Genomic DNA, 17,538 nt, shown 5'->3' with positions numbered 1-17,538 from the left:
CTCGGCACGCACCTTTGCCACGACGACGACGGGAGAGCCGATGCGTTCCGCATCCACGCACTCCGCGACCGGGCCCAGCACCACCGCCTGGTCGCCCATGGACGGTCGCCCCGCCCCCCAGGGCATGTACGACCCGCGCAACGAGCACGACGCCTGCGGCGTCGGCTTTGTGGCCAACCTCAGCGGCGAGGCCGGCCACACGCTGGTCGAGCAGGCGCTGACCGTACTGCGGAACCTCGAACACCGCGGCGCCACCGGATCCGAGCCGGACTCGGGCGACGGCGCCGGAATCCTCTCCCAGGTCCCCGACGCGTTCCTGCGCGAGGTGGCCGGTTTCGACCTCCCCGAGCCCGGCGCCTACGCCGTCGGCATCGCCTTCCTCCCCGCCGACGGCTCCGCACAGGCCGTCGCCGTGGAGCAGATCGAGGCGATCGCCGCCGAGGAGAATTTGACGGTCCTCGGCTGGCGCGAGGTCCCGGTCACCCCCGACCTGCTCGGCAACGGCGCCCGCGCCACCATGCCGGCCTTCTCGCAGCTCTTCGTCAGCGGGAGCACTCCCTCAGCGGAGGCGCTCAGCGGCATCGAGCTCGACCGCAAGGCGTTCGTCCTGCGCAAGCGCGCCGAGCGCGAGGCCGGGGTCTACTTCCCCTCGCTCTCCGCCCGCACCATCGTCTACAAGGGCATGCTGACCACCGGCCAGCTGGAGCCCTTCTTCCCGGACCTCTCCGACCGCCGCTTCGCCTCGGCGCTCGCCCTGGTCCACTCCCGGTTCTCGACGAACACCTTCCCGTCCTGGCCACTCGCCCACCCGTACCGCTTCGTCGCGCACAACGGCGAGATCAACACGGTCAAGGGCAACCGGAACTGGATGAAGGCCCGCGAGTCCCAGCTGGCCTCCGACGTCTTCGGAGACGGCGCCCTGGACCGGATCTTCCCGATCTGTACGCCCGACGCCTCCGACTCCGCCTCTTTCGACGAGGTCCTGGAGCTGCTCCACCTCGGCGGCCGCTCCCTGCCGCACAGCGTGCTGATGATGATCCCGGAGGCGTGGGAGAACCACACCTCCATGGACCCGGCCCTGCGCGCCTTCTACCAGTACCACTCCACGATGATGGAGCCCTGGGACGGCCCGGCCTGCGTCACCTTCACCGACGGTACCCAGGTCGGCGCGGTCCTCGACCGCAACGGTCTGCGCCCCGGGCGCTACTGGGTCACCGACGAGGGCCTGGTCGTACTGTCCTCCGAGGTCGGCGTCCTCGACATCGACCCCTCGAAGGTGGTCCGCAAGGGCCGCCTCCAGCCCGGCAAGATGTTCCTCGTCGACACCGCCCAGCACCGCATCGTCGAAGACGACGAGATCAAGGCCGAGCTCGCCGCCGCCGCCCCGTACGGGGAGTGGCTGGAGACCGGTGAGATCGAGCTGACGGACCTGCCCGAGCGCGAGCACATCGTGCACACCCACGCCTCGGTCACCCGCCGCCAGCAGACCTTCGGCTACACCGAGGAAGAGCTGCGCGTCATCCTCGCGCCGATGGCCCGCACCGGCGGCGAGCCGCTCGGCTCCATGGGCACGGACTCCCCGATCGCGGCCCTGTCCGAGCGCCCCCGGCTGCTCTTCGACTACTTCACGCAGCTGTTCGCGCAGGTCACCAACCCGCCGCTGGACGCCATCCGCGAGGAGCTCGTCACCTCGCTGCTCTCCTCGCTGGGCCCGCAGGGCAACCTGCTGGAGCCGACCGCCGCGTCCTGCCGCAGCGTGACCCTGCCCTTCCCGGTGATCGACAACGACGAGCTGGCCAAGCTCATCCACGTCAACGCCGACGGCGACATGCCGGGCATGAAGGCCGCCACCCTCTCGGGCCTGTACCGGGTCTCCGGCGGCGGCGAGGCACTGGCCGCCCGCCTGGAGGAGATCCGCGGCGAGGTCGACGCCGCCATCGCCGGCGGCGCCCACCTCATCGTCCTCTCCGACCGGCACTCCGACGCCGAGCACGCACCGGTCCCGTCGCTGCTGCTCACCTCCGCGGTGCACCACCACCTCATCGCCACCAAGCAGCGCACCCAGGTGGGCCTGCTGGTCGAGGCCGGTGACGTCCGCGAGGTCCACCACGTCGCGCTCCTGATCGGCTACGGCGCGGCCGCCGTCAACCCGTACCTCGCCATGGAGTCCGTGGAGGACCTGCTGCGCGCCGGTACCTTCCTGTCCGGCCTGGAGCCGGAGCAGGCGATCAAGAACCTGATCTACGCGCTCGGCAAGGGCGTCTTGAAGGTCATGTCGAAGATGGGCATCTCCACCGTCGCCTCCTACCGCGGAGCCCAGGTCTTCGAGGCCGTCGGCCTGAACGAGGAGTTCGTCGGCACGTACTTCAACGGCACCGCCACCAAGATCGGCGGCGCCGGCCTCGACGTCATCGCCAAGGAGGTGGCCGCGCGCCACGCCAAGGCGTACCCGGCCACCGGCATCGCCGCCACGCACCGCGCGCTGGAGATCGGCGGTGAGTACCAGTGGCGCCGCGAGGGCGAACCGCACCTCTTCGACCCGGAGACGGTCTTCCGCCTCCAGCACGCCACCCGCAACCGCCGCTACGACATCTTCAAGCAGTACACCGATCGGGTGAACGAGCAGTCCGAGCGGCTGATGACGCTGCGCGGTCTGTTCGGCTTCAAGTCCGACCGGCCCTCGATCCCCGTCGAGGAGGTCGAGTCCGTCGCCGACATCGTCAAGCGCTTCTCCACGGGCGCGATGTCGTACGGCTCCATCTCCAAGGAGGCGCACGAGACCCTCGCCGTCGCCATGAACCAGTTGGGCGCCAAGTCCAACACCGGTGAGGGCGGCGAGGACCCGGACCGCCTGTACGACCCGGCGCGCCGCTCCTCCATCAAGCAGGTCGCCTCCGGCCGCTTCGGAGTCACCAGCGAGTACCTCGTCAACGCGGACGACATCCAGATCAAGATGGCGCAGGGCGCCAAGCCCGGCGAGGGCGGCCAGCTGCCCGGCCACAAGGTGTACCCGTGGGTCGCCAAGACCCGGCACTCCACCCCGGGCGTCGGTCTGATCTCCCCGCCGCCGCACCACGACATCTACTCCATCGAGGACCTGGCGCAGCTGATCCACGACCTCAAGAACGCCAACCCGGCCGCCCGCATCCACGTGAAGCTGGTCTCCGAGGTCGGCGTGGGCACGGTCGCGGCCGGCGTCTCCAAGGCCCACGCGGACGTCGTCCTCATCTCCGGCCACGACGGCGGTACGGGCGCCTCCCCGCTCACCTCGCTCAAGCACGCGGGCGGCCCCTGGGAGCTCGGTCTCGCCGAGACCCAGCAGACCCTGCTGCTCAACGGGCTGCGCGACCGCATCGTGGTCCAGACGGACGGCCAGCTCAAGACCGGACGCGACGTGATCATCGCCGCGCTGCTGGGCGCCGAGGAGTTCGGTTTCGCGACCGCCCCCCTCGTCGTCTCCGGCTGCGTCATGATGCGCGTCTGCCACCTGGACACCTGCCCCGTCGGCATCGCCACCCAGAACCCGGTCCTGCGCGACCGCTTCTCCGGCAAGCCGGAATTCGTCGTCAACTTCTTCGAGTTCATCGCGCAGGAGGTGCGCGAGCTCCTCGCCGAGCTCGGCTTCCGCTCGATCGAGGAGGCCGTCGGCCACGCCGAGCTGCTCGACACCAGCAAGGCCGTCACGCACTGGAAGGCGCAGGGTCTGGACCTGGAGCCGCTCTTCCACGTGCCCGAGCTGCCCGAGGGCGCGGTCCGCCACGCCGTGATCGAGCAGGACCACGGACTGGAGAAGGCCCTCGACAACGAGCTGATCGAGCTCGCGGCGGAGGCGCTGAACGCGCCGACCGCCGAAGAGGCGCAGCCGGTTCGCGCGCAGGTCGCCATCCGCAACATCAACCGGACCGTCGGCACCATGCTCGGCCACGAGGTCACCAAGAAGTTCGGTGGCGCGGGCCTGCCCGACGACACCATCGACCTGACCTTCACCGGCAGCGCCGGCCAGTCCTTCGGCGCCTTCCTGCCCAAGGGCATCACCCTCCGCCTGGAGGGCGACGCCAACGACTACGTCGGCAAGGGCCTGTCGGGCGGCCGGATCGTCGTCCGCCCCGACCGCGGCGCCGACCACCTCGCCGAGTACTCGACCATCGCCGGCAACACCATCGGCTACGGAGCCACCGGCGGCGAGATGTTCCTGCGCGGCCGCACCGGCGAGCGCTTCTGCGTCCGCAACTCCGGCGCCCTGGTGGTCTCGGAGGGCGTGGGCGACCACGGCTGCGAGTACATGACCGGCGGCACGGCCGTCGTCCTCGGCGGGACGGGCCGCAACTTCGCGGCCGGCATGTCGGGCGGCGTCGCGTACGTCGTCGACCTCGACCCGCGCAACGTCAACGCCGGCAACACCGAGGCCGTCGAGGCCCTCTCGGACGCCGACAAGCAGTGGCTGCACGATGTGGTGCGCCGCCACGAGGAGGAGACCGGCTCGACCGTGGCCGCGAAGCTCCTCGCCGACTGGTCCGTGAACGCGGACCGGTTCAGCAAGATCATCCCGACCACGTACAAGGCAGTGCTCGCCGCCAAGGACGCCGCTGAGCGGGCCGGACTCTCCGAGTCCGAGACCACTGAGAAGATGATGGAGGCGGCGACCAATGGCTGACCCGAAGGGCTTCCTCACCACCCCCCGCGAGACCGCCTGTACCCGTCCCGTCGCCGAACGCGTCAAGGACTGGAACGAGGTCTACGTCCCCGGCTCCCTGCTGCCGATCATCAGCAAGCAGGCCGGCCGCTGCATGGACTGCGGCATCCCGTTCTGCCACAACGGCTGCCCGCTCGGGAACCTGATCCCCGAGTGGAACGACTTCGCCTACCGCGAGGACTGGACGGCCGCCTCCGAGCGCCTGCACGCCACGAACAACTTCCCGGAGTTCACGGGACGGCTGTGCCCGGCGCCCTGCGAGTCGGCGTGCGTGCTCGGCATCAACCAGCCGGCCGTCACCATCAAGAACGTCGAAGTCTCGATCATCGACCAGGCGTGGGACAACGGCGACGTCACGCCGCAGGCCCCCGAGCGCCTCTCCGGCAAGACCGTCGCCGTCATCGGCTCCGGCCCGGCCGGTCTGGCCGCCGCCCAGCAGCTGACGCGGGCCGGCCACACCGTGGCGGTGTACGAGCGCGCGGACCGCATCGGCGGCCTGCTGCGCTACGGCATCCCCGAGTTCAAGATGGAGAAGGTGCACATCAACCGCCGCATCGAGCAGATGCGCGCGGAGGGCACCAAGTTCCGCACGGGCGTGGAGGTCGGCCGCGACATCGACGCCGCGAAGCTGCGCAAGCGCTACGACGCGGTCGTCATCGCGGCGGGGGCCACGGTCTCCCGCGACCTGCCGGTGCCGGGGCGCGAACTCAAGGGCATCCACTTCGCGATGGAGTACCTGCCGCTCGCCAACAAGGTGCAGGAGGGCGACTTCATGGCGCCCCCCATCACCGCCGAGGGCAAGCACGTCGTCGTCATCGGCGGCGGCGACACGGGCGCGGACTGCGTGGGTACCGCCCACCGCCAGGGTGCCCTGTCGGTCACCCAGCTGGAGATCATGCCGAAGCCGTCCGAGGACCGCCCCGCCGGGCAGCCCTGGCCGACGTTCCCCATGCTCTACAAGGTCACCTCGGCGCACGAGGAGGGCGGCGAGCGGATCTACTCCGTCTCCACCACCCACTTCGAGGGCGACGAGGACGGCAACGTCCAGGCGCTGCACCTGATCGAGGTGGAGTTCGTGGACGGCAAGCTGGTCCAGAAGGAGGGCACCGAGCGCGTCCTCCCGGCGCAGCTGGTCACCCTCGCGATGGGCTTCACGGGCACCGACCAGGCCAACGGTCTGGTGGACCAGTTCGGCCTGGAGCTGGACGCCCGGGGCAACATCGCCCGGGACGCCTCGTACGCGACCAACGTGGACGGCGTCTTCGTCGCCGGCGACGCGGGCCGCGGGCAGTCGCTGATCGTCTGGGCCATCGCGGAAGGCCGCTCCGCCGCCCGCGGCGTGGACCGCTTCCTGACCGGCGCCAGCACCCTCCCGTACCCGGTCAAGCCGACCGACCGCTCGCTGATGGTGTAGCGGAGACCGGCAGGACCCCTCGTACGGTCCGTACAACGGTGTGCGGCACTCGACACAGCGCCCGCCATGTCCCCGACCGGGATGGCGGGCGCTGTGGCGTGCGCGGGCGGCGGGTCAGAGCTTGAACAGGGCGCCGCGCCAGGTCCAGCCCGCGCCCAGGACCGCCTTCTGCAGGGGGGTCTTCATCTGCCGGGTGTCGAAGGAGAACTCCTCGACGATGCGGCGGCGGCCGTCGGGGCCCCGTTCGAACGTCCACTGCTTGGACACCGTCGTCACCTGCCCGCGGCCGTACTCGGCCGACTTGGCCAGCTTGGGCGTGTCCCCGATCCAGGTGATCTCCAGCTGTTCGTCCAGGGCCCGCACCTCGTGCTTCCCGGGGACCAGACGCATCTTCGTCTTGAGGGTCCGGTCCAGCCGGGTCTGCAGGAAGAAGGAGCGCCAGGCCGGCTCCAGGACCCGCCACTCCGCGACCAGGTCCGCCTTCTCCGCGGGCCGCGCGTTCCGTACGACGTACGGCTTGTCCGGGCCGTTGACCGCGAGCAGCGCCTCCCGGACCTCCGCGGCGGACAGCGGCGCCGCACTGCCGTCCGGGTGCAGGGTGCCGGTGAACCTGTCCAGCAGACCCATCCTCAGGCCTCCGCCCCGGCAGCCGGCCCGGGGTCCGGGCGTACCGTGCGCAGGAACGCCTGGAAGTCGGGGAGGACATCGTCGTGCTGGGCGGCGGTGGCGGTCAGGATCAGCCGGACCAGCGCCCGCTTGTGCGGGTCGGTGACGTCCGTGAGAACCATGTAGACCTGGGACTGGACGAGGTCGCGCCGCACGCCGGAGACGACCGCCGTCAGGTGCAGCCGCTGGGTCAGCCCCGGCGAGTCCGCGGAGCCGATCCCGCGGCGGGCGGCCACTGTCACGGACTCGGCGGCCCCGAGTACCTGCTGCACCGACGAGTCGGCGAGCTCCTCCAACGTCGTCTCGTCCCGAAGGAAGCCGCCGTCGATGGTGATGTTGGCGGTGAACCCTTCGTCCGGCTGCGGGTGCAGCGCGATGAAGGCCACCTCCGGAGCGCCGACCTCGTCCGGCGGCGCCGCCTGCCAGCCCTCCGGCAGGCTGAATTCGATCGGCACGGGCAGTGTGGTGGGCATCGGTGGCCTTCTTTCCGTGGAACGGGAAACGTACATCAGTCGAACCAGCCGCCGACGGTGTGCTTGACCGACCCGGCGGTGTCACCGATCGCGTCGGCGGCGTCGCCGAAGGCGTTGCTCACCTTGTGGGGGTCGACCGTGAACTCCCCGCCCACGGCGCCGCCGACTCCGAGGGCGATACCCACCTTGCCGCCGATGTGCCACTTGCCGTCGTCACCCTTGCCGAAGGTCGCCTTGGCCTCCGCGCCCGCGCCGTACCAGCCCTCGGCCGTACCGCCGGCTCCGAGGCCGGCGACCTCGCCGCCCCCCGCGACGCTGACCTTCCCGCCGGCGAACGCCTTCGCGCCGGCGTTCAGGCCCTCCTTGCCCACCCCGGCACTGACTCCGGCCTCGCCGCCGGCGAAGACCTCCGTCCGCCCGTAGGCGCCGAAGATGCCCTTCTCGGCCTTGCCCCCCACCAGTTCGCGGATGCCGACGGACGCCTCGGCCTTGCCGGAGAAGCCCTTGTTGGTGAACCCGTAGTTCGCGGTGCTCCTGGCTCCGCCGTAGACGTCGTAGACCCCGGACCAGTTGACCCCGCCCTTGGTCGAGGTGCCCTCCGCGTTCAGGTGGAAGAGGTCGGCGTACGCCTTGACCGAGCCCTCCTTGCCGTTCTTGACGCCGGAGACCTTGAAGCCCACGTCGGGTCCGGTCACCTTGAGGACGCCGTCGGGCTTCGTCTTGGCGTCGGCCTCCTCGGCCTTCTTCGTTTCCTGCGCGGCCTTCACGGCCTTCGTCAGATCGCCCTCGGCGCCCGCGTTGAACCCGGTGAGCGACATGTCGGCGCCCTTGCCCAGGGCGTCCTTGTTGCTGTCGACGACGGCGGCCTCAAGGGCCAGCTTGACGTTCTGGTCGAGCTCGGAGACGGCCTTGACCCGGTCGTCGATGTGCTGCTGCCACTTGGTGACGGCCGTGCCGATGGAGGCCGCGCCGTCGGGGTCGTGGTGGTAGGCGTTGCGCTCGGAGGGGGTGAGCTTGTCCCAGTCGAAGGCGACACGGCCCTGTTCGGAGACGCTCATGCCGGCGGCTATCGCATCGGCGCGGGCGCTCTCGACCTTCTTCTTGAGGTCGGTGAACTTCTCGTGCGCGTCCCGCAGCAGGCTCCCGATCGCCTTGGCCTGGATCTGCGCGGCCGAGTACTCGTAGCGGGTGCCCGCGAACCCCGACTGTGCGGTCCCGGCGCTGACACCGTTCCAGCTGTCGCCCATGGTGATCTTCTGTACGGAGTCGCCGTAGCGGGTCTCGACCTTGCCGAGCTCGCCCGCCATCTCCTCCCACTTGCTCGCGGCCGTCGTCAGCAGGCCCAGGTTCGTGGACATGACCTCGTGGTACTTCAGCACGGCAGCCCCCTACAGACCGTTCAGCTTCGACTGCGCCGCGAACTGGTTGCGGATCCCGGTGTCGTTGCCCACGAAGAGCCCCGACGCCCCGCGCAGCGCGCCCTTCTCCGCGTCCAGACGAGCCATCAGGTTCTTCACCTGCTGGTCCCAGGTGTCCGCCACCTTCTTGAGGGCCGAGGCGGTCTCCCACCCGTCGAAGCCCTTGTGGGCGGCGGTGGTGGCGGCGTCCGCGTGCACCGCGGCCTTCTTCGTGTTCGGCTGCAGCTCGGTCTCGATCGTGCCCGCCGCCGCCTTCTTGTCCGCCGGCGACGAGGCGAAGTCGGCGGGCCCCTTGCCCGGGGCGAACGGCCCGTACACGGGTGGGGACGACGGCCCCGGACCCGATGGTTCCGGCGGCACGTGGTTCAGCCTCATGCCCACCTGCTGGTCCGCGCCACTCGTGGCCGAACCCGACTCCTGATCGATGTCCCCTGCCATTTTTTGGCCTCCCCGTCGGCAAGAACCCGATCATATGCACGGTGCCTGTGTGTGCGAACAAGCCACCCGGGTATCCAACTCGCGCCAGCGCGGGGAAAAGTGGCGCCCCGGGGGTGGCGGGCTCGCCGACGCGGGTAGCTCGTGCGGGTGACCGCCGCCGGGGCCGGCGGCGGGCGCCGCCGGACTGCGGCGCGGGCGGGCCGCGCCGTACCGGGGGAGCGGCGGGGGACTCGCGCCCGACCGGGCCGAGCGCCGCGCGCCACCCGGCCCCGCTGTAGGCCGGACGGACCAACTGCGCCGGATGACGCTCCAGTTCAAGGATGCGGCTTCTGGTAACTGTGGGCCCCATGCCGTCCCGAATGATGCTGGCCACTCTGCTGGGTGCCGCCCTGCTCGCGCCCGCCCCGCCCGCCACCGCCGACGGGCGGACCGTCGAGTACCACGGGATGCGCCTCACCGTCCCCTCGGACTGGCGCGTCGTCGACCTCGATCGGAACCCCGACGCCTGCCTGCGCCTCGACCTCCCCACCCTCTACCTCGGGCACGCCGGCGGCCAGGGCGAGTGCACCGGCCGCGCCGTCCGCAGCCGCGCCGACACCCTGCACCTGGAACCCCTCGACGGCGCCCCCGAACGCGCCGACATCCCCACCCTGCGCACCGACGGGACCGGGCTGCCGCCGACCCCGCCCGGCGACAGCCGTGAGGTGCGCTACGCCCTGAGGTCCCCGGGGCTGATGGCCACCCTGTCGTACGGGAACAGCCCCGACGCCGTACGGGAACTCCTGGCCCGGGCCCGCACGATCACCCCCGCCACCGCGGGGCCCCCGGCGGCCGACACCGTCAGCCCCGCCGTGGCCACACGCCCCCTCACCGGCCAGCCGGCCTTCACGGGCACCGGCTTCGACGCCTGCACCGCCCCCACCCAGAGCGACATGGACACCTGGCGGGCCGACTCCCCCTTCCGCGCGGTCGGCATCTACATCGGCGGCCGCGCCCGGGCCTGCGCCCAGCCCCGGCTGACCTCGGGCTGGATCCGCCGCCAGGCCGAGGCGGGCTGGCACCTGATGCCGATCTGGGTCGGCCCGCAGCCCTGGAACAGCTCCAGCACCGGCCTGTCCACCGACCCCTCCGAAGCCACCGACGAGGGCGTCGAAGCCGCCGAGGGCGCGGTCGAGGCGGCGCGCTCGCTGGGCCTGGGCGCGAACACGGTGCTCTACAACGACCTGGAGCACTACACCGACCGCGACACCTGGGACGCCCCGGTCGTCGCCTACCTCACCGCCTGGACGGCGCGGCTGCACGCGCTGGGCTACCGCTCGGCGGCCTACGTGCACGCCGCGTCCGGGGTCCCGGCGCTGAGCGCCCACTATCGCCAGGCCCCGCAGGACATGCCGGACGTGCTGTGGGTGGCCCGCTGGAACCTCTCCGCCTCGGTCACGGACGCCGACATGGGCCTGCCCGCCGGGGGCGGCCAGTGGCCCGGCCGGCGCCGCGCCCACCAGTTCCGCGGCGGCCACGACGCCACGTACGGCGACGTCACCATCAACATCGACCGCAGCCGGCTCGACATCGACCCGGCTGCCTTCCCCCCGCTGCGGCGCGGCCGGGACCTGATCCCGTTCCTCACGAAGGGCGCCGCCTGAGAAGCCGGCGCCTGACGAGAAGTCACCCCTCGCGCGGCGGCTCGTCGTCGTTGCCGCGGCGCAGCGTGCGCACGGGGTGGCCCGGGGTCCAGGTGCGGATCACCAGGTCGTCGCCCTCAACGGTGATGTGGACGACCTCCGTCAGGTCGGCGTGGAAGAGGTGGAAGGGGTGGGGGGTCTGCGTCTCCTCCGCGTACCGGTGCAGCTCCGGCGGGTCCAGCAGCTCCAGCGCGCGCCCGGAGACCCGTACGTCCCCGCCGGGCATCGTCTCGTCCTCGCCCGGGTTGGAGTGCAGGGCGAAACGCGGGTCGCGCCGCAGGTCCATGGCCTTCATCGAGCCGGGCATCATGCCGAGCCACAACTCGCCGCCGCGGATGTCGACATTGAGCCCGCTCAGTCGCGGGGAGCCGTCCCGGCGCAGGGTGGCGAGGACGTGGTGGGGCCGCTGAGCGAAGCGGGCCCGCACGGCCTCGGCGAAGTCCGGATCCGCCTTCTCGAACGCTGCCCAGTTGTTCGTCGTCATACGTCCATCAAAGCGCGGCCCACAGGCGGACGCCGCTCAGGCGCACCGCCCTGTGTCAGGTGCCCGCGGGTCCGCGCTCCGCTGCGAGCGCCTCGATGTCGGCGAGCATCGCGGCGGCCAGGTCGCGCTCGCCGGCGTAGTACCGCTCGGCCCACTTGAGGGTGAGCGTCGGGTACGCCCAGGCCTCCTCGCCCCCGGCCGCCGCCGCGTCCGCTTCCGCGCGGCGGCGCATCTCCTCCGCGAACTCCTGGTGGCGCCGCAGCACTTCGCGCATCTGCGTCGGCTCCATCAGGTGGCCCAGCCACAGCCGCAGCATCGGCCCGTGCTTGAGCACCGGCGGGTCGACCGGCGCCTCGCGCGCCCATTCCCGTACGGCCGCCAGACCGGCTTCGGTGATCTCGTACACCCGCTTGTCGCGGGCGCCGCCGTCCTCCTGGCCGATCCGGCGCGAGGAGGCGTAACCGGCCTCCTCCAGGCGCCTCAGCTCGCTGTAGACCTGGCTGAAGGACGGGCTCCAGTAGAAGAAGCGCAACGAGCGGTCGGCCCACTTCTTCACGTCGTAACCGGAAAGCTCCTTGCCGAAGGAGAGCAGCCCGAGCACCGCCCATCCGGTCGCGGGCAGTGCGCGCTTGTTCGTCTCGTCTGGCACGCAGCGCAGTCTATGGCCGGTACGCGTCATGGCCTCTCCCCCCGTGTCACGACCCTTCCGCCCGCCGTGACATGACTGCTAGAAGTATGCCTATTAGAAACGAACGAGGGGGTTTCCGTGGTCACGCTGGACGGAAAGGTCGTCGTCATCACCGGCGCCGCACGCGGCCAGGGCGCGGCCGAGGCCCGTATGTGCGCGGAAGCCGGCGCCCGGGTCGTCGTCACCGACGTACGGCAGGACGAGGGCCACGAGGTCGCGAAGGCGCTCGGCGACCAAGGGCTGTACGTACGGCACGACGTCACCGACCCGGACGGCTGGGCGACGGTCGTGCACGAGGCGGTCACGGCCTACGGCACGGTCTCGGCGCTGGTCAACAACGCGGCGCTGTGGCGCACCGCCCACGTCGAGCAGCAGGGCCTCGCCGACTTCGAGGAACTGCTGCGGGTCAACCTGCTCGGCCCGTTCCTCGGCATCCAGGCGGTGGCGCCGCTGCTGCGCGCCGCGGGAGGCGGCTCGATCGTCAACGTCTCCTCCACCGCCGGGCTCGTGGGCATACCCGGCCACGCGGCGTACGGCTCCACCAAGTTCGCCCTGCGCGGCCTGACCCGGTCGGCGGCGCTGGACTTGGCCGGCGACGGGATACGCGTCAACTCCGTGCACCCCGGGGCCGTCGACACCCCGATGGTCGCCCGGGCCGTCGAGGGCCGGGACTGGTCGCACGTGCCGCTGGGTCGGATGGGGCGGGCGCAGGAGGTGGGGGAGCTCGTGCGCTTCCTCTGCTCGGACGCCTCGTCCTACGTGACCGGCGCCGAGTTCGCGGTGGACGGCGGGATGACGGCCGGATGACCGGCGACCCCCTATCCCCGGCGGCGCGGGCGCTGTGCGACGCGCTGACGGCGGGCTTCCCCGGCCCGGGAGACGCCGCGGCCCTGCGGGCGGCGGCCGCCGGGGGACGTACCCGCCCCGAAGGCTTGGCGGTTGCCCGCGTCCACGACACGGACGCCCGGGGTGTCCCCGTACGGATCTACGACCCCGAGCCGGGCGCGGCCGGGCGGCCGCTGGTCGTCTACTTCCACGGGGGCGGCTGGGTGATGTGCGGCCTCGACAGCCACGACCCCGTGTGCCGGGCGCTGGCGGCGGCCTCCGGCGCGGTGGTCGTCTCCGCCGACTACCGCCTGGCCCCCGAACACCCCTGGCCGGCGGCGGTGGACGACGCGCTGACGGTGCTGCTGTGGGCCCGCGCGCAGGCGGTGCACCTGGGCTGCGACCCGGGCCGGGTGACGGTGGCGGGCGACTCCAGCGGCGGCAACCTGGCGGCGGTGACCGCGCTGCGGGCCCCGGGAGCGGTTGCCGGACAACTGCTCGTCTATCCGCCGCTGGACGCCTCGATGCGCTCCGCATCCGTCGACCGCTACGCGCAGGGCTACTTCCACACCGCCGCGCACATGGCCTGGTACTGGGAGCAGTACAGAGGCGACCCGCACCACCCGCACGTCTCCCCGTCGGCGGCCGCCGACGTCTCGCGGCTGCCGCGCACCCTCATGGTCCTCGCGGACTGCGACGTCCTGCGCGACGAGGGCCTGGCCTACGCCCGCCGCCTCGCGGCGGCCGGCGTCGACTGCGCCGTCCACCTCTACCCGGGCGTCTTCCACGGCTTCCTGGGCCTGCCCCTGCCCGCCGCCTCCTCGGCCCTCAGGGCCGCCGCGGCCTGGCTCGCGCACCAGGGGGCGGCAGAGGGGAGCGGGAGCCGCGCTGACGGGGTGTCGGACCCCCGGGGCCGGTCCCGGAACGGGGGCGGGACAATGGGGGGATGACGACGAAACCCCGTACCCGGGCGCGGTCCTTCGACGGAGCCGCCTCGCTGTACGCCGCGCACCGGCCCGGGTACCCCGGTGAGCTGTTCGACGCCCTGGAGGAGCTCTGCGGGCGACCCCTGGCGGGGGCGACGGTGGCCGACGTCGGGGCCGGGACCGGGATCGCCTCGGGGGCGCTGGACGCGCGCGGAGCCGGCGTCGTCGCCGTCGAGCCCGGCGACGGGATGGCCGCGGAGTTCCGCCGCGCGCACCCCCGTATCCCGCTCGTGCGCGGTGACGGTGACCGGCTGCCCCTGGCCACCTCCGGGTTCGACCTGGTCACCTACGCGCAGGCCTGGCACTGGACCGACCCCGCGCGTTCCCTCCCCGAGGCCCGCCGCGTGCTGCGCCCCGGCGGAGCGCTCGCGCTGTGGTGGAACGACCTGGACTTCACCGTCCCCTGGATCGCCGAGCAGGACGCCCGGATCGCGGCCTTCCTCGACGCCTCCCCGGGCGTCGCCCCCCGCGCGCTGCCGGCCGAGCCGGTCTTCACCACCCGCGAGGTCCGCTGGTCGCGGCGCGTCCCCCTGGACTCCCACCTCGCCAACCACGCCAGCCACTCCGTGTTCCTGATGCTGGGCGACGGCCGTACCCGGGAGTTCCTGGACGCCGAACGGCCGCGCCTGGAGGCGGTGTTCCCCGACGGCGTCGTCGAGGAGCGGTACGTCGTCACGCTCGCCGTCAGCGTCCTGTGAGCGGCGGCCGCGCCTCCAGCACCGCCGTGCGGCACTGCGACGGCGTGCCCCACGCGCCCCGCAACGGGCGCGCCTTGCGCAGCCACAGCGAGAGGTCGAGTTCCTCCGTGTAGCCGACCGCGCCGTGGACCTGGAGCGCGGTCATGGCCGCCGCGTACGCCGCCTCGCCCGCGGTGAGCTTCGCCGCCGCGACCTCGCCCCGCTCCAGCGACAGGGCCCCCGCCCACAGCAACGGCCGGGCGAACTCCAGGGCCAGGAGCGTGTCCGCCAGCCGGTGCTTGACCGCCTGGAAGCCGCCGATCGGCGTACCGAACTGCGTGCGCTGCTTCGCGTACTCCACCGTGCGGGCCAGCAGGGCCTCGCCGACGCCCAGGCACTGGGCCGCCGTCAGCAGGCGGGCCCAGTCCAGCGCGGCCGCCGCTGCCGCGACCACCCCGGGGCCGGCCGCCAGCGGCTCCTCCTCGGCGACGGCCGGCCGGAACAGGCGCCGCGCAGGATCCGTGGACGCCAGCGGTTCCCCGGGCGCCGTCGCCAGCCACAGCCCGCCCCCCTGCGACACCCGGAACCGGTACGCCGCCGCGTCCGCGTCCAGGGCGTAGGGGCCCGCGCCCGGCAGCGTCAGCGTGGCGAGCACCTCACCGGCCAGCAGCCCCGGCAGGAAACGTTTCGCCAGCGTCCCGTCACCCAGCCGGGACAGCAGCACCGCCACCGCCGCCGTCTCCACCGCCGGGCCCGGCATCCCCGACCGGCCCCACTCCACGAAGCCGAACGCCGTCTCCACCGGCAGCGGCCCCAGCCCGTGGTGTGCCTCGTCGGCGGCGAGCGCGAACAGCCCCGTGCCGGCGGCCTGGGCCCACACCCTCCGACCGGGCCCGTGATCGCCCGCGCCCCAGGCCCGTACCGCGGCCGGCACGTCCGCCGCCCCGAACAGGGCGCGCAGCGTACGGGCGAAATCGCGCTGCTCGTCGGTCGGCAGGAAGCGCATCAGCGGCGGCCCTTCGGGAGGCCGAGCAGCCGCTCGGCGATGATGTCGCGCTGGATCTCGTTCGTGCCCGCGTAGATCGGCCCGGCCAGGGAGAACACCCACGGCTCGGCCCACGCGCCGTCCGCCAGCTCCGCGTCGGGGCCCAGCAGGTCCAGCGCGGTCTCGTGGACCGCGATGTCGTACTGGGACCAGAACACCTTGTTCAGGCTGGACTCGGCGCCGATCGACTCGCCCGCCGCGAACCGGGCGGCGTTCGCCCAGGTGAACAGCTCGTACGCGCGCGCCCCGACCACCGCGTCCGCGACCCGGTCCCGCACCGCCGTGTCGCCGGGATCGCCGGCGGTCTCCCACAGCGACACCAGCCGGTCGGCCGCCGCCAGGAAGCGGCCCGGGGAGCGCAGGGTGAGCCCGCGTTCGTTGCCGGTCGTGGACATCGCGATCCGCCAGCCCTGTCCCGGCTCGCCGATCACGTCCTCGTCCGGGACGAACACCCGGTCGAGGAAGAGCTCCGCGAAGGCCGGCTTGCCATCGAGCCGGCCGATGGGCCGCACCGTCACCCCGGGCGCCCGCAGGTCGAACATCAGGTACGTCAGGCCCTGGTGCGGCTTGGCCGCGCCCGCCTCCGAACGGAAGATCCCGAACGCCCGGTCCGCGAACGCCGCCCGCGAGGACCAGGTCTTCTGCCCGGACAGCAGCCAGCCGCCCTCGGTGCGCTCGGCCCGCGAGGTCAGCGAGGCCAGGTCCGATCCCGCCTCCGGCTCCGACCACGCCTGCGCCCAGATCACCTCGCCGCTCGCCATCGGCGGCAGCACCCTGGCCCGCTGCTGCCGCGTCCCGTGGGCCAGGAGGGTGGGGGCGAGCAGGCTGACGCCGTTCTGGGAGACGCGTCCAGGGGCGCCCGCGGCCCAGTACTCCTCTTCGAACACCAGCCAGTGCTCCAGGTCCACCCCGCGGCCCCCGTACTCCTCGGGCCAGGACACCGCCGCCCAGCGGCCGGAGTGCAGCTCCGCCTCCCACGCGCGGTGCGCGGCGAAGCCCTCCGCCGTCTCCAGGGACGGCAGGGGTGAGGCGGGCACGTGCGCGGCGAGCCAGTCCCGGGCCTCGGACCGGAAGGCCCGGACCACGGCGGTGTGCGTCAGCTCCATCAGGCGTCGGCCTCCTCGCTTCCCTAACAAGTGTTAGGTAGGTTAACGTACGGGCATGAGCAGCGTCGAGGAGTCCGACCGCACACCCCGCGACCGCACACCGCAGGACCCCGCACCGCAGGACCCCGCACCGCAGGACCGCAGCCCCCGGTACACGCCCGGGCACGGACTGCTGGAAGGCCGCGCCGCCGTCATCACCGCGGCGGCCGGCGCCGGCATCGGCGGCGCCACCGCCCGCCGCTTCCTGGAGGAGGGCGCCCGCGTCGTCATCGGCGACGCGCACGCCCGCCGGCTCAAGGAGACCGAGACCGCCCTCGCCGCCGAATTCGGGGCGGACCGGGTCACCTCCCTGCCCTGCGACGTCACCGACGAGGATCAGGTGCGCTCCCTGTTCGCCCACGCCGAGCACGCCCACGGCGGCCTCGACATCGTCGTCAACAACGCCGGCCTCGGCGGCACGGCCGACCTCGTCGACATGAGCGACGAGCAGTGGAGCCGCGTCCAGGACGTCACCCTGAACGGCACCTTCCGCTGCACCCGCACCGCCCTGCGGTCCCTCAAGGCGGCCGGGAACGGCGGCGTCATCGTCAACAACGCCTCCGTCGTCGGCTGGCGCGCCCAGCGCGGCCAAGCCCACTACGCCGCCGCCAAGGCCGGGGTGATGGCCCTGACCCGCTGCGCCGCACTGGAGGCCGCGGAGTTCGGTGTACGGGTCAACGCGGTCGCCCCGAGCCTGGCCATGCACCCGCACCTGGTGAAGGTCGCCAGCGAGGAACTGCTCACGGAGCTCACCGCCCGCGAGGCGTTCGGCCGCTACGCCGAGCCCTGGGAGGTCGCCAACGTCATCGTCTTCCTGGCCAGCGGCTACTCCTCCTACATGACGGGCGAGACCGTCTCCGTCAGCAGCCAGCACGCCTAGACCACGCCTGGACCGACAATGGGC

The 17,538-nt window shown here is 72.6% G+C and carries 15 protein-coding genes; 7 read left to right on the top strand and 8 right to left on the bottom strand.

Going from position 1 to position 17,538, the window contains the following annotated elements:
• Window positions 1–97: 97 nt before the first annotated feature.
• Both gltB and ACIA6C_RS01050 read left to right on the top strand, forming a co-directional pair.
• Window positions 98–4,654 (top strand): glutamate synthase large subunit, encoded by a 4,557-nt coding sequence (gltB, locus tag ACIA6C_RS01055; RefSeq protein ID WP_399274415.1) that lies wholly within the window; start codon window positions 98–100, stop codon window positions 4,652–4,654.
• Entirely contained in the window at window positions 4,647–6,107 is a 1,461-nt protein-coding gene (locus tag ACIA6C_RS01050) for a glutamate synthase subunit beta (protein ID WP_361135953.1), read from the top strand. The genes gltB and ACIA6C_RS01050 overlap by 8 nt, the downstream gene beginning before the upstream one ends.
• Before the next feature lie 114 nt (window positions 6,108–6,221).
• Here the strand turns inward: ACIA6C_RS01050 and ACIA6C_RS01045 are convergent, their stop codons facing one another.
• From ACIA6C_RS01045 to ACIA6C_RS01030, 4 genes are read right to left on the bottom strand one after another with little or no spacing between them, the layout of a single operon-like run.
• Window positions 6,222–6,734, bottom strand: a complete 513-nt coding sequence (locus ACIA6C_RS01045; RefSeq protein ID WP_399272023.1) for a hypothetical protein — start codon at window positions 6,732–6,734, stop codon at window positions 6,222–6,224.
• A gap of 2 nt (window positions 6,735–6,736) precedes the next feature.
• On the bottom strand, window positions 6,737–7,246 hold the full coding sequence (locus tag ACIA6C_RS01040; RefSeq protein WP_399272021.1) for a hypothetical protein: 510 nt from the start codon (window positions 7,244–7,246) through the stop codon (window positions 6,737–6,739).
• 35 nt (window positions 7,247–7,281) lie between these two features.
• Window positions 7,282–8,625 (bottom strand): hypothetical protein, encoded by a 1,344-nt coding sequence (locus ACIA6C_RS01035; RefSeq protein ID WP_399272019.1) that lies wholly within the window; start codon window positions 8,623–8,625, stop codon window positions 7,282–7,284.
• 9 nt (window positions 8,626–8,634) lie between these two features.
• Window positions 8,635–9,102 carry a hypothetical protein gene (locus tag ACIA6C_RS01030; RefSeq protein ID WP_399272017.1) on the bottom strand — a complete coding sequence of 156 codons (468 nt, stop codon included), beginning with the start codon at window positions 9,100–9,102 and terminating at the stop codon, window positions 8,635–8,637.
• Between the two features lie 347 nt (window positions 9,103–9,449).
• On the opposite strand from ACIA6C_RS01030, the gene ACIA6C_RS01025 reads away from it, so the two are divergent.
• Window positions 9,450–10,745: a glycoside hydrolase domain-containing protein gene (locus ACIA6C_RS01025; RefSeq protein WP_399272015.1), complete on the top strand. Its 1,296-nt coding sequence runs from the start codon at window positions 9,450–9,452 to the stop codon at window positions 10,743–10,745.
• Between the two features lie 22 nt (window positions 10,746–10,767).
• Here ACIA6C_RS01025 and ACIA6C_RS01020 read toward each other — a convergent pair whose 3' ends face one another.
• Both ACIA6C_RS01020 and ACIA6C_RS01015 read right to left on the bottom strand, forming a co-directional pair.
• A complete protein-coding gene (locus ACIA6C_RS01020) occupies window positions 10,768–11,268 on the bottom strand; it encodes a pyridoxamine 5'-phosphate oxidase family protein (protein ID WP_361135970.1) in 501 nt (166 codons plus the stop codon).
• Between the two features lie 55 nt (window positions 11,269–11,323).
• Complete coding sequence (locus tag ACIA6C_RS01015) at window positions 11,324–11,917, bottom strand: PadR family transcriptional regulator (RefSeq protein ID WP_399272013.1); 594 nt, start codon at window positions 11,915–11,917, stop codon at window positions 11,324–11,326.
• Window positions 11,918–12,034: 117 nt separating this feature from the next.
• Between ACIA6C_RS01015 and ACIA6C_RS01010 the strand changes: the two genes are divergently transcribed.
• The 3 genes from ACIA6C_RS01010 to ACIA6C_RS01000 are packed head-to-tail and all read left to right on the top strand — an operon-like array spanning window position 12,035 to window position 14,465.
• The gene (locus ACIA6C_RS01010) at window positions 12,035–12,763 is read left to right on the top strand and encodes an SDR family NAD(P)-dependent oxidoreductase (protein WP_399272011.1); all 729 of its coding nucleotides are present in this window, start codon (window positions 12,035–12,037) and stop codon (window positions 12,761–12,763) included.
• Window positions 12,760–13,731, top strand: coding sequence for an alpha/beta hydrolase (locus ACIA6C_RS01005; RefSeq protein WP_399272009.1), 972 nt, complete (start codon window positions 12,760–12,762; stop codon window positions 13,729–13,731). The genes ACIA6C_RS01010 and ACIA6C_RS01005 overlap by 4 nt, the downstream gene beginning before the upstream one ends.
• Window positions 13,728–14,465 carry a class I SAM-dependent methyltransferase gene (locus ACIA6C_RS01000; protein ID WP_399272007.1) on the top strand — a complete coding sequence of 246 codons (738 nt, stop codon included), beginning with the start codon at window positions 13,728–13,730 and terminating at the stop codon, window positions 14,463–14,465. Before ACIA6C_RS01005 ends, ACIA6C_RS01000 begins: the two co-directional genes overlap by 4 nt.
• Here ACIA6C_RS01000 and ACIA6C_RS00995 read toward each other — a convergent pair.
• Entirely contained in the window at window positions 14,452–15,450 is a 999-nt protein-coding gene (locus ACIA6C_RS00995) for an acyl-CoA dehydrogenase family protein (RefSeq protein WP_399272005.1), read from the bottom strand. The genes ACIA6C_RS01000 and ACIA6C_RS00995 overlap by 14 nt on opposite strands.
• Window positions 15,450–16,595 carry an acyl-CoA dehydrogenase family protein gene (locus ACIA6C_RS00990; protein WP_399272003.1) on the bottom strand — a complete coding sequence of 382 codons (1,146 nt, stop codon included), beginning with the start codon at window positions 16,593–16,595 and terminating at the stop codon, window positions 15,450–15,452. Before ACIA6C_RS00990 ends, ACIA6C_RS00995 begins: the two co-directional genes overlap by 1 nt.
• A gap of 55 nt (window positions 16,596–16,650) precedes the next feature.
• On the opposite strand from ACIA6C_RS00990, the gene ACIA6C_RS00985 reads away from it, so the two are divergent.
• Window positions 16,651–17,514, top strand: coding sequence for an SDR family oxidoreductase (locus ACIA6C_RS00985; protein ID WP_399272001.1), 864 nt, complete (start codon window positions 16,651–16,653; stop codon window positions 17,512–17,514).
• Window positions 17,515–17,538: the final 24 nt, after the last annotated feature.

It is taken from the genome of Streptomyces sp. NPDC051578 (assembly GCF_044454045.1).
Lineage (GTDB): Bacteria > Actinomycetota > Actinomycetes > Streptomycetales > Streptomycetaceae > Streptomyces.
This window is presented reverse-complemented; position numbering and strand designations above follow the sequence as displayed.

Bases quoted from the DNA above. Each gene is read 5' to 3' on its own strand.
- ACIA6C_RS01025 (WP_399272015.1), top strand. From the start codon at position 9,450: ATGCCGTCCCGAATGATGCTGGCCACTCTGCTGGGTGCCGCCCTGCTC.
- ACIA6C_RS00990 (WP_399272003.1), bottom strand. From the start codon at position 16,595: ATGGAGCTGACGCACACCGCCGTGGTCCGGGCCTTCCGGTCCGAGGCC.
- ACIA6C_RS01000 (WP_399272007.1), top strand. From the start codon at position 13,728: ATGACGACGAAACCCCGTACCCGGGCGCGGTCCTTCGACGGAGCCGCC.
- ACIA6C_RS01045 (WP_399272023.1), bottom strand. From the start codon at position 6,734: ATGGGTCTGCTGGACAGGTTCACCGGCACCCTGCACCCGGACGGCAGT.
- ACIA6C_RS01050 (WP_361135953.1), top strand. From the start codon at position 4,647: ATGGCTGACCCGAAGGGCTTCCTCACCACCCCCCGCGAGACCGCCTGT.
- ACIA6C_RS01005 (WP_399272009.1), top strand. From the start codon at position 12,760: ATGACCGGCGACCCCCTATCCCCGGCGGCGCGGGCGCTGTGCGACGCG.
- ACIA6C_RS00985 (WP_399272001.1), top strand. From the start codon at position 16,651: ATGAGCAGCGTCGAGGAGTCCGACCGCACACCCCGCGACCGCACACCG.
- gltB (WP_399274415.1), top strand. From the start codon at position 98: ATGGACGGTCGCCCCGCCCCCCAGGGCATGTACGACCCGCGCAACGAG.
- ACIA6C_RS01040 (WP_399272021.1), bottom strand. From the start codon at position 7,246: ATGCCCACCACACTGCCCGTGCCGATCGAATTCAGCCTGCCGGAGGGC.
- ACIA6C_RS01020 (WP_361135970.1), bottom strand. From the start codon at position 11,268: ATGACGACGAACAACTGGGCAGCGTTCGAGAAGGCGGATCCGGACTTC.
- ACIA6C_RS00995 (WP_399272005.1), bottom strand. From the start codon at position 15,450: ATGCGCTTCCTGCCGACCGACGAGCAGCGCGATTTCGCCCGTACGCTG.
- ACIA6C_RS01030 (WP_399272017.1), bottom strand. From the start codon at position 9,102: ATGGCAGGGGACATCGATCAGGAGTCGGGTTCGGCCACGAGTGGCGCG.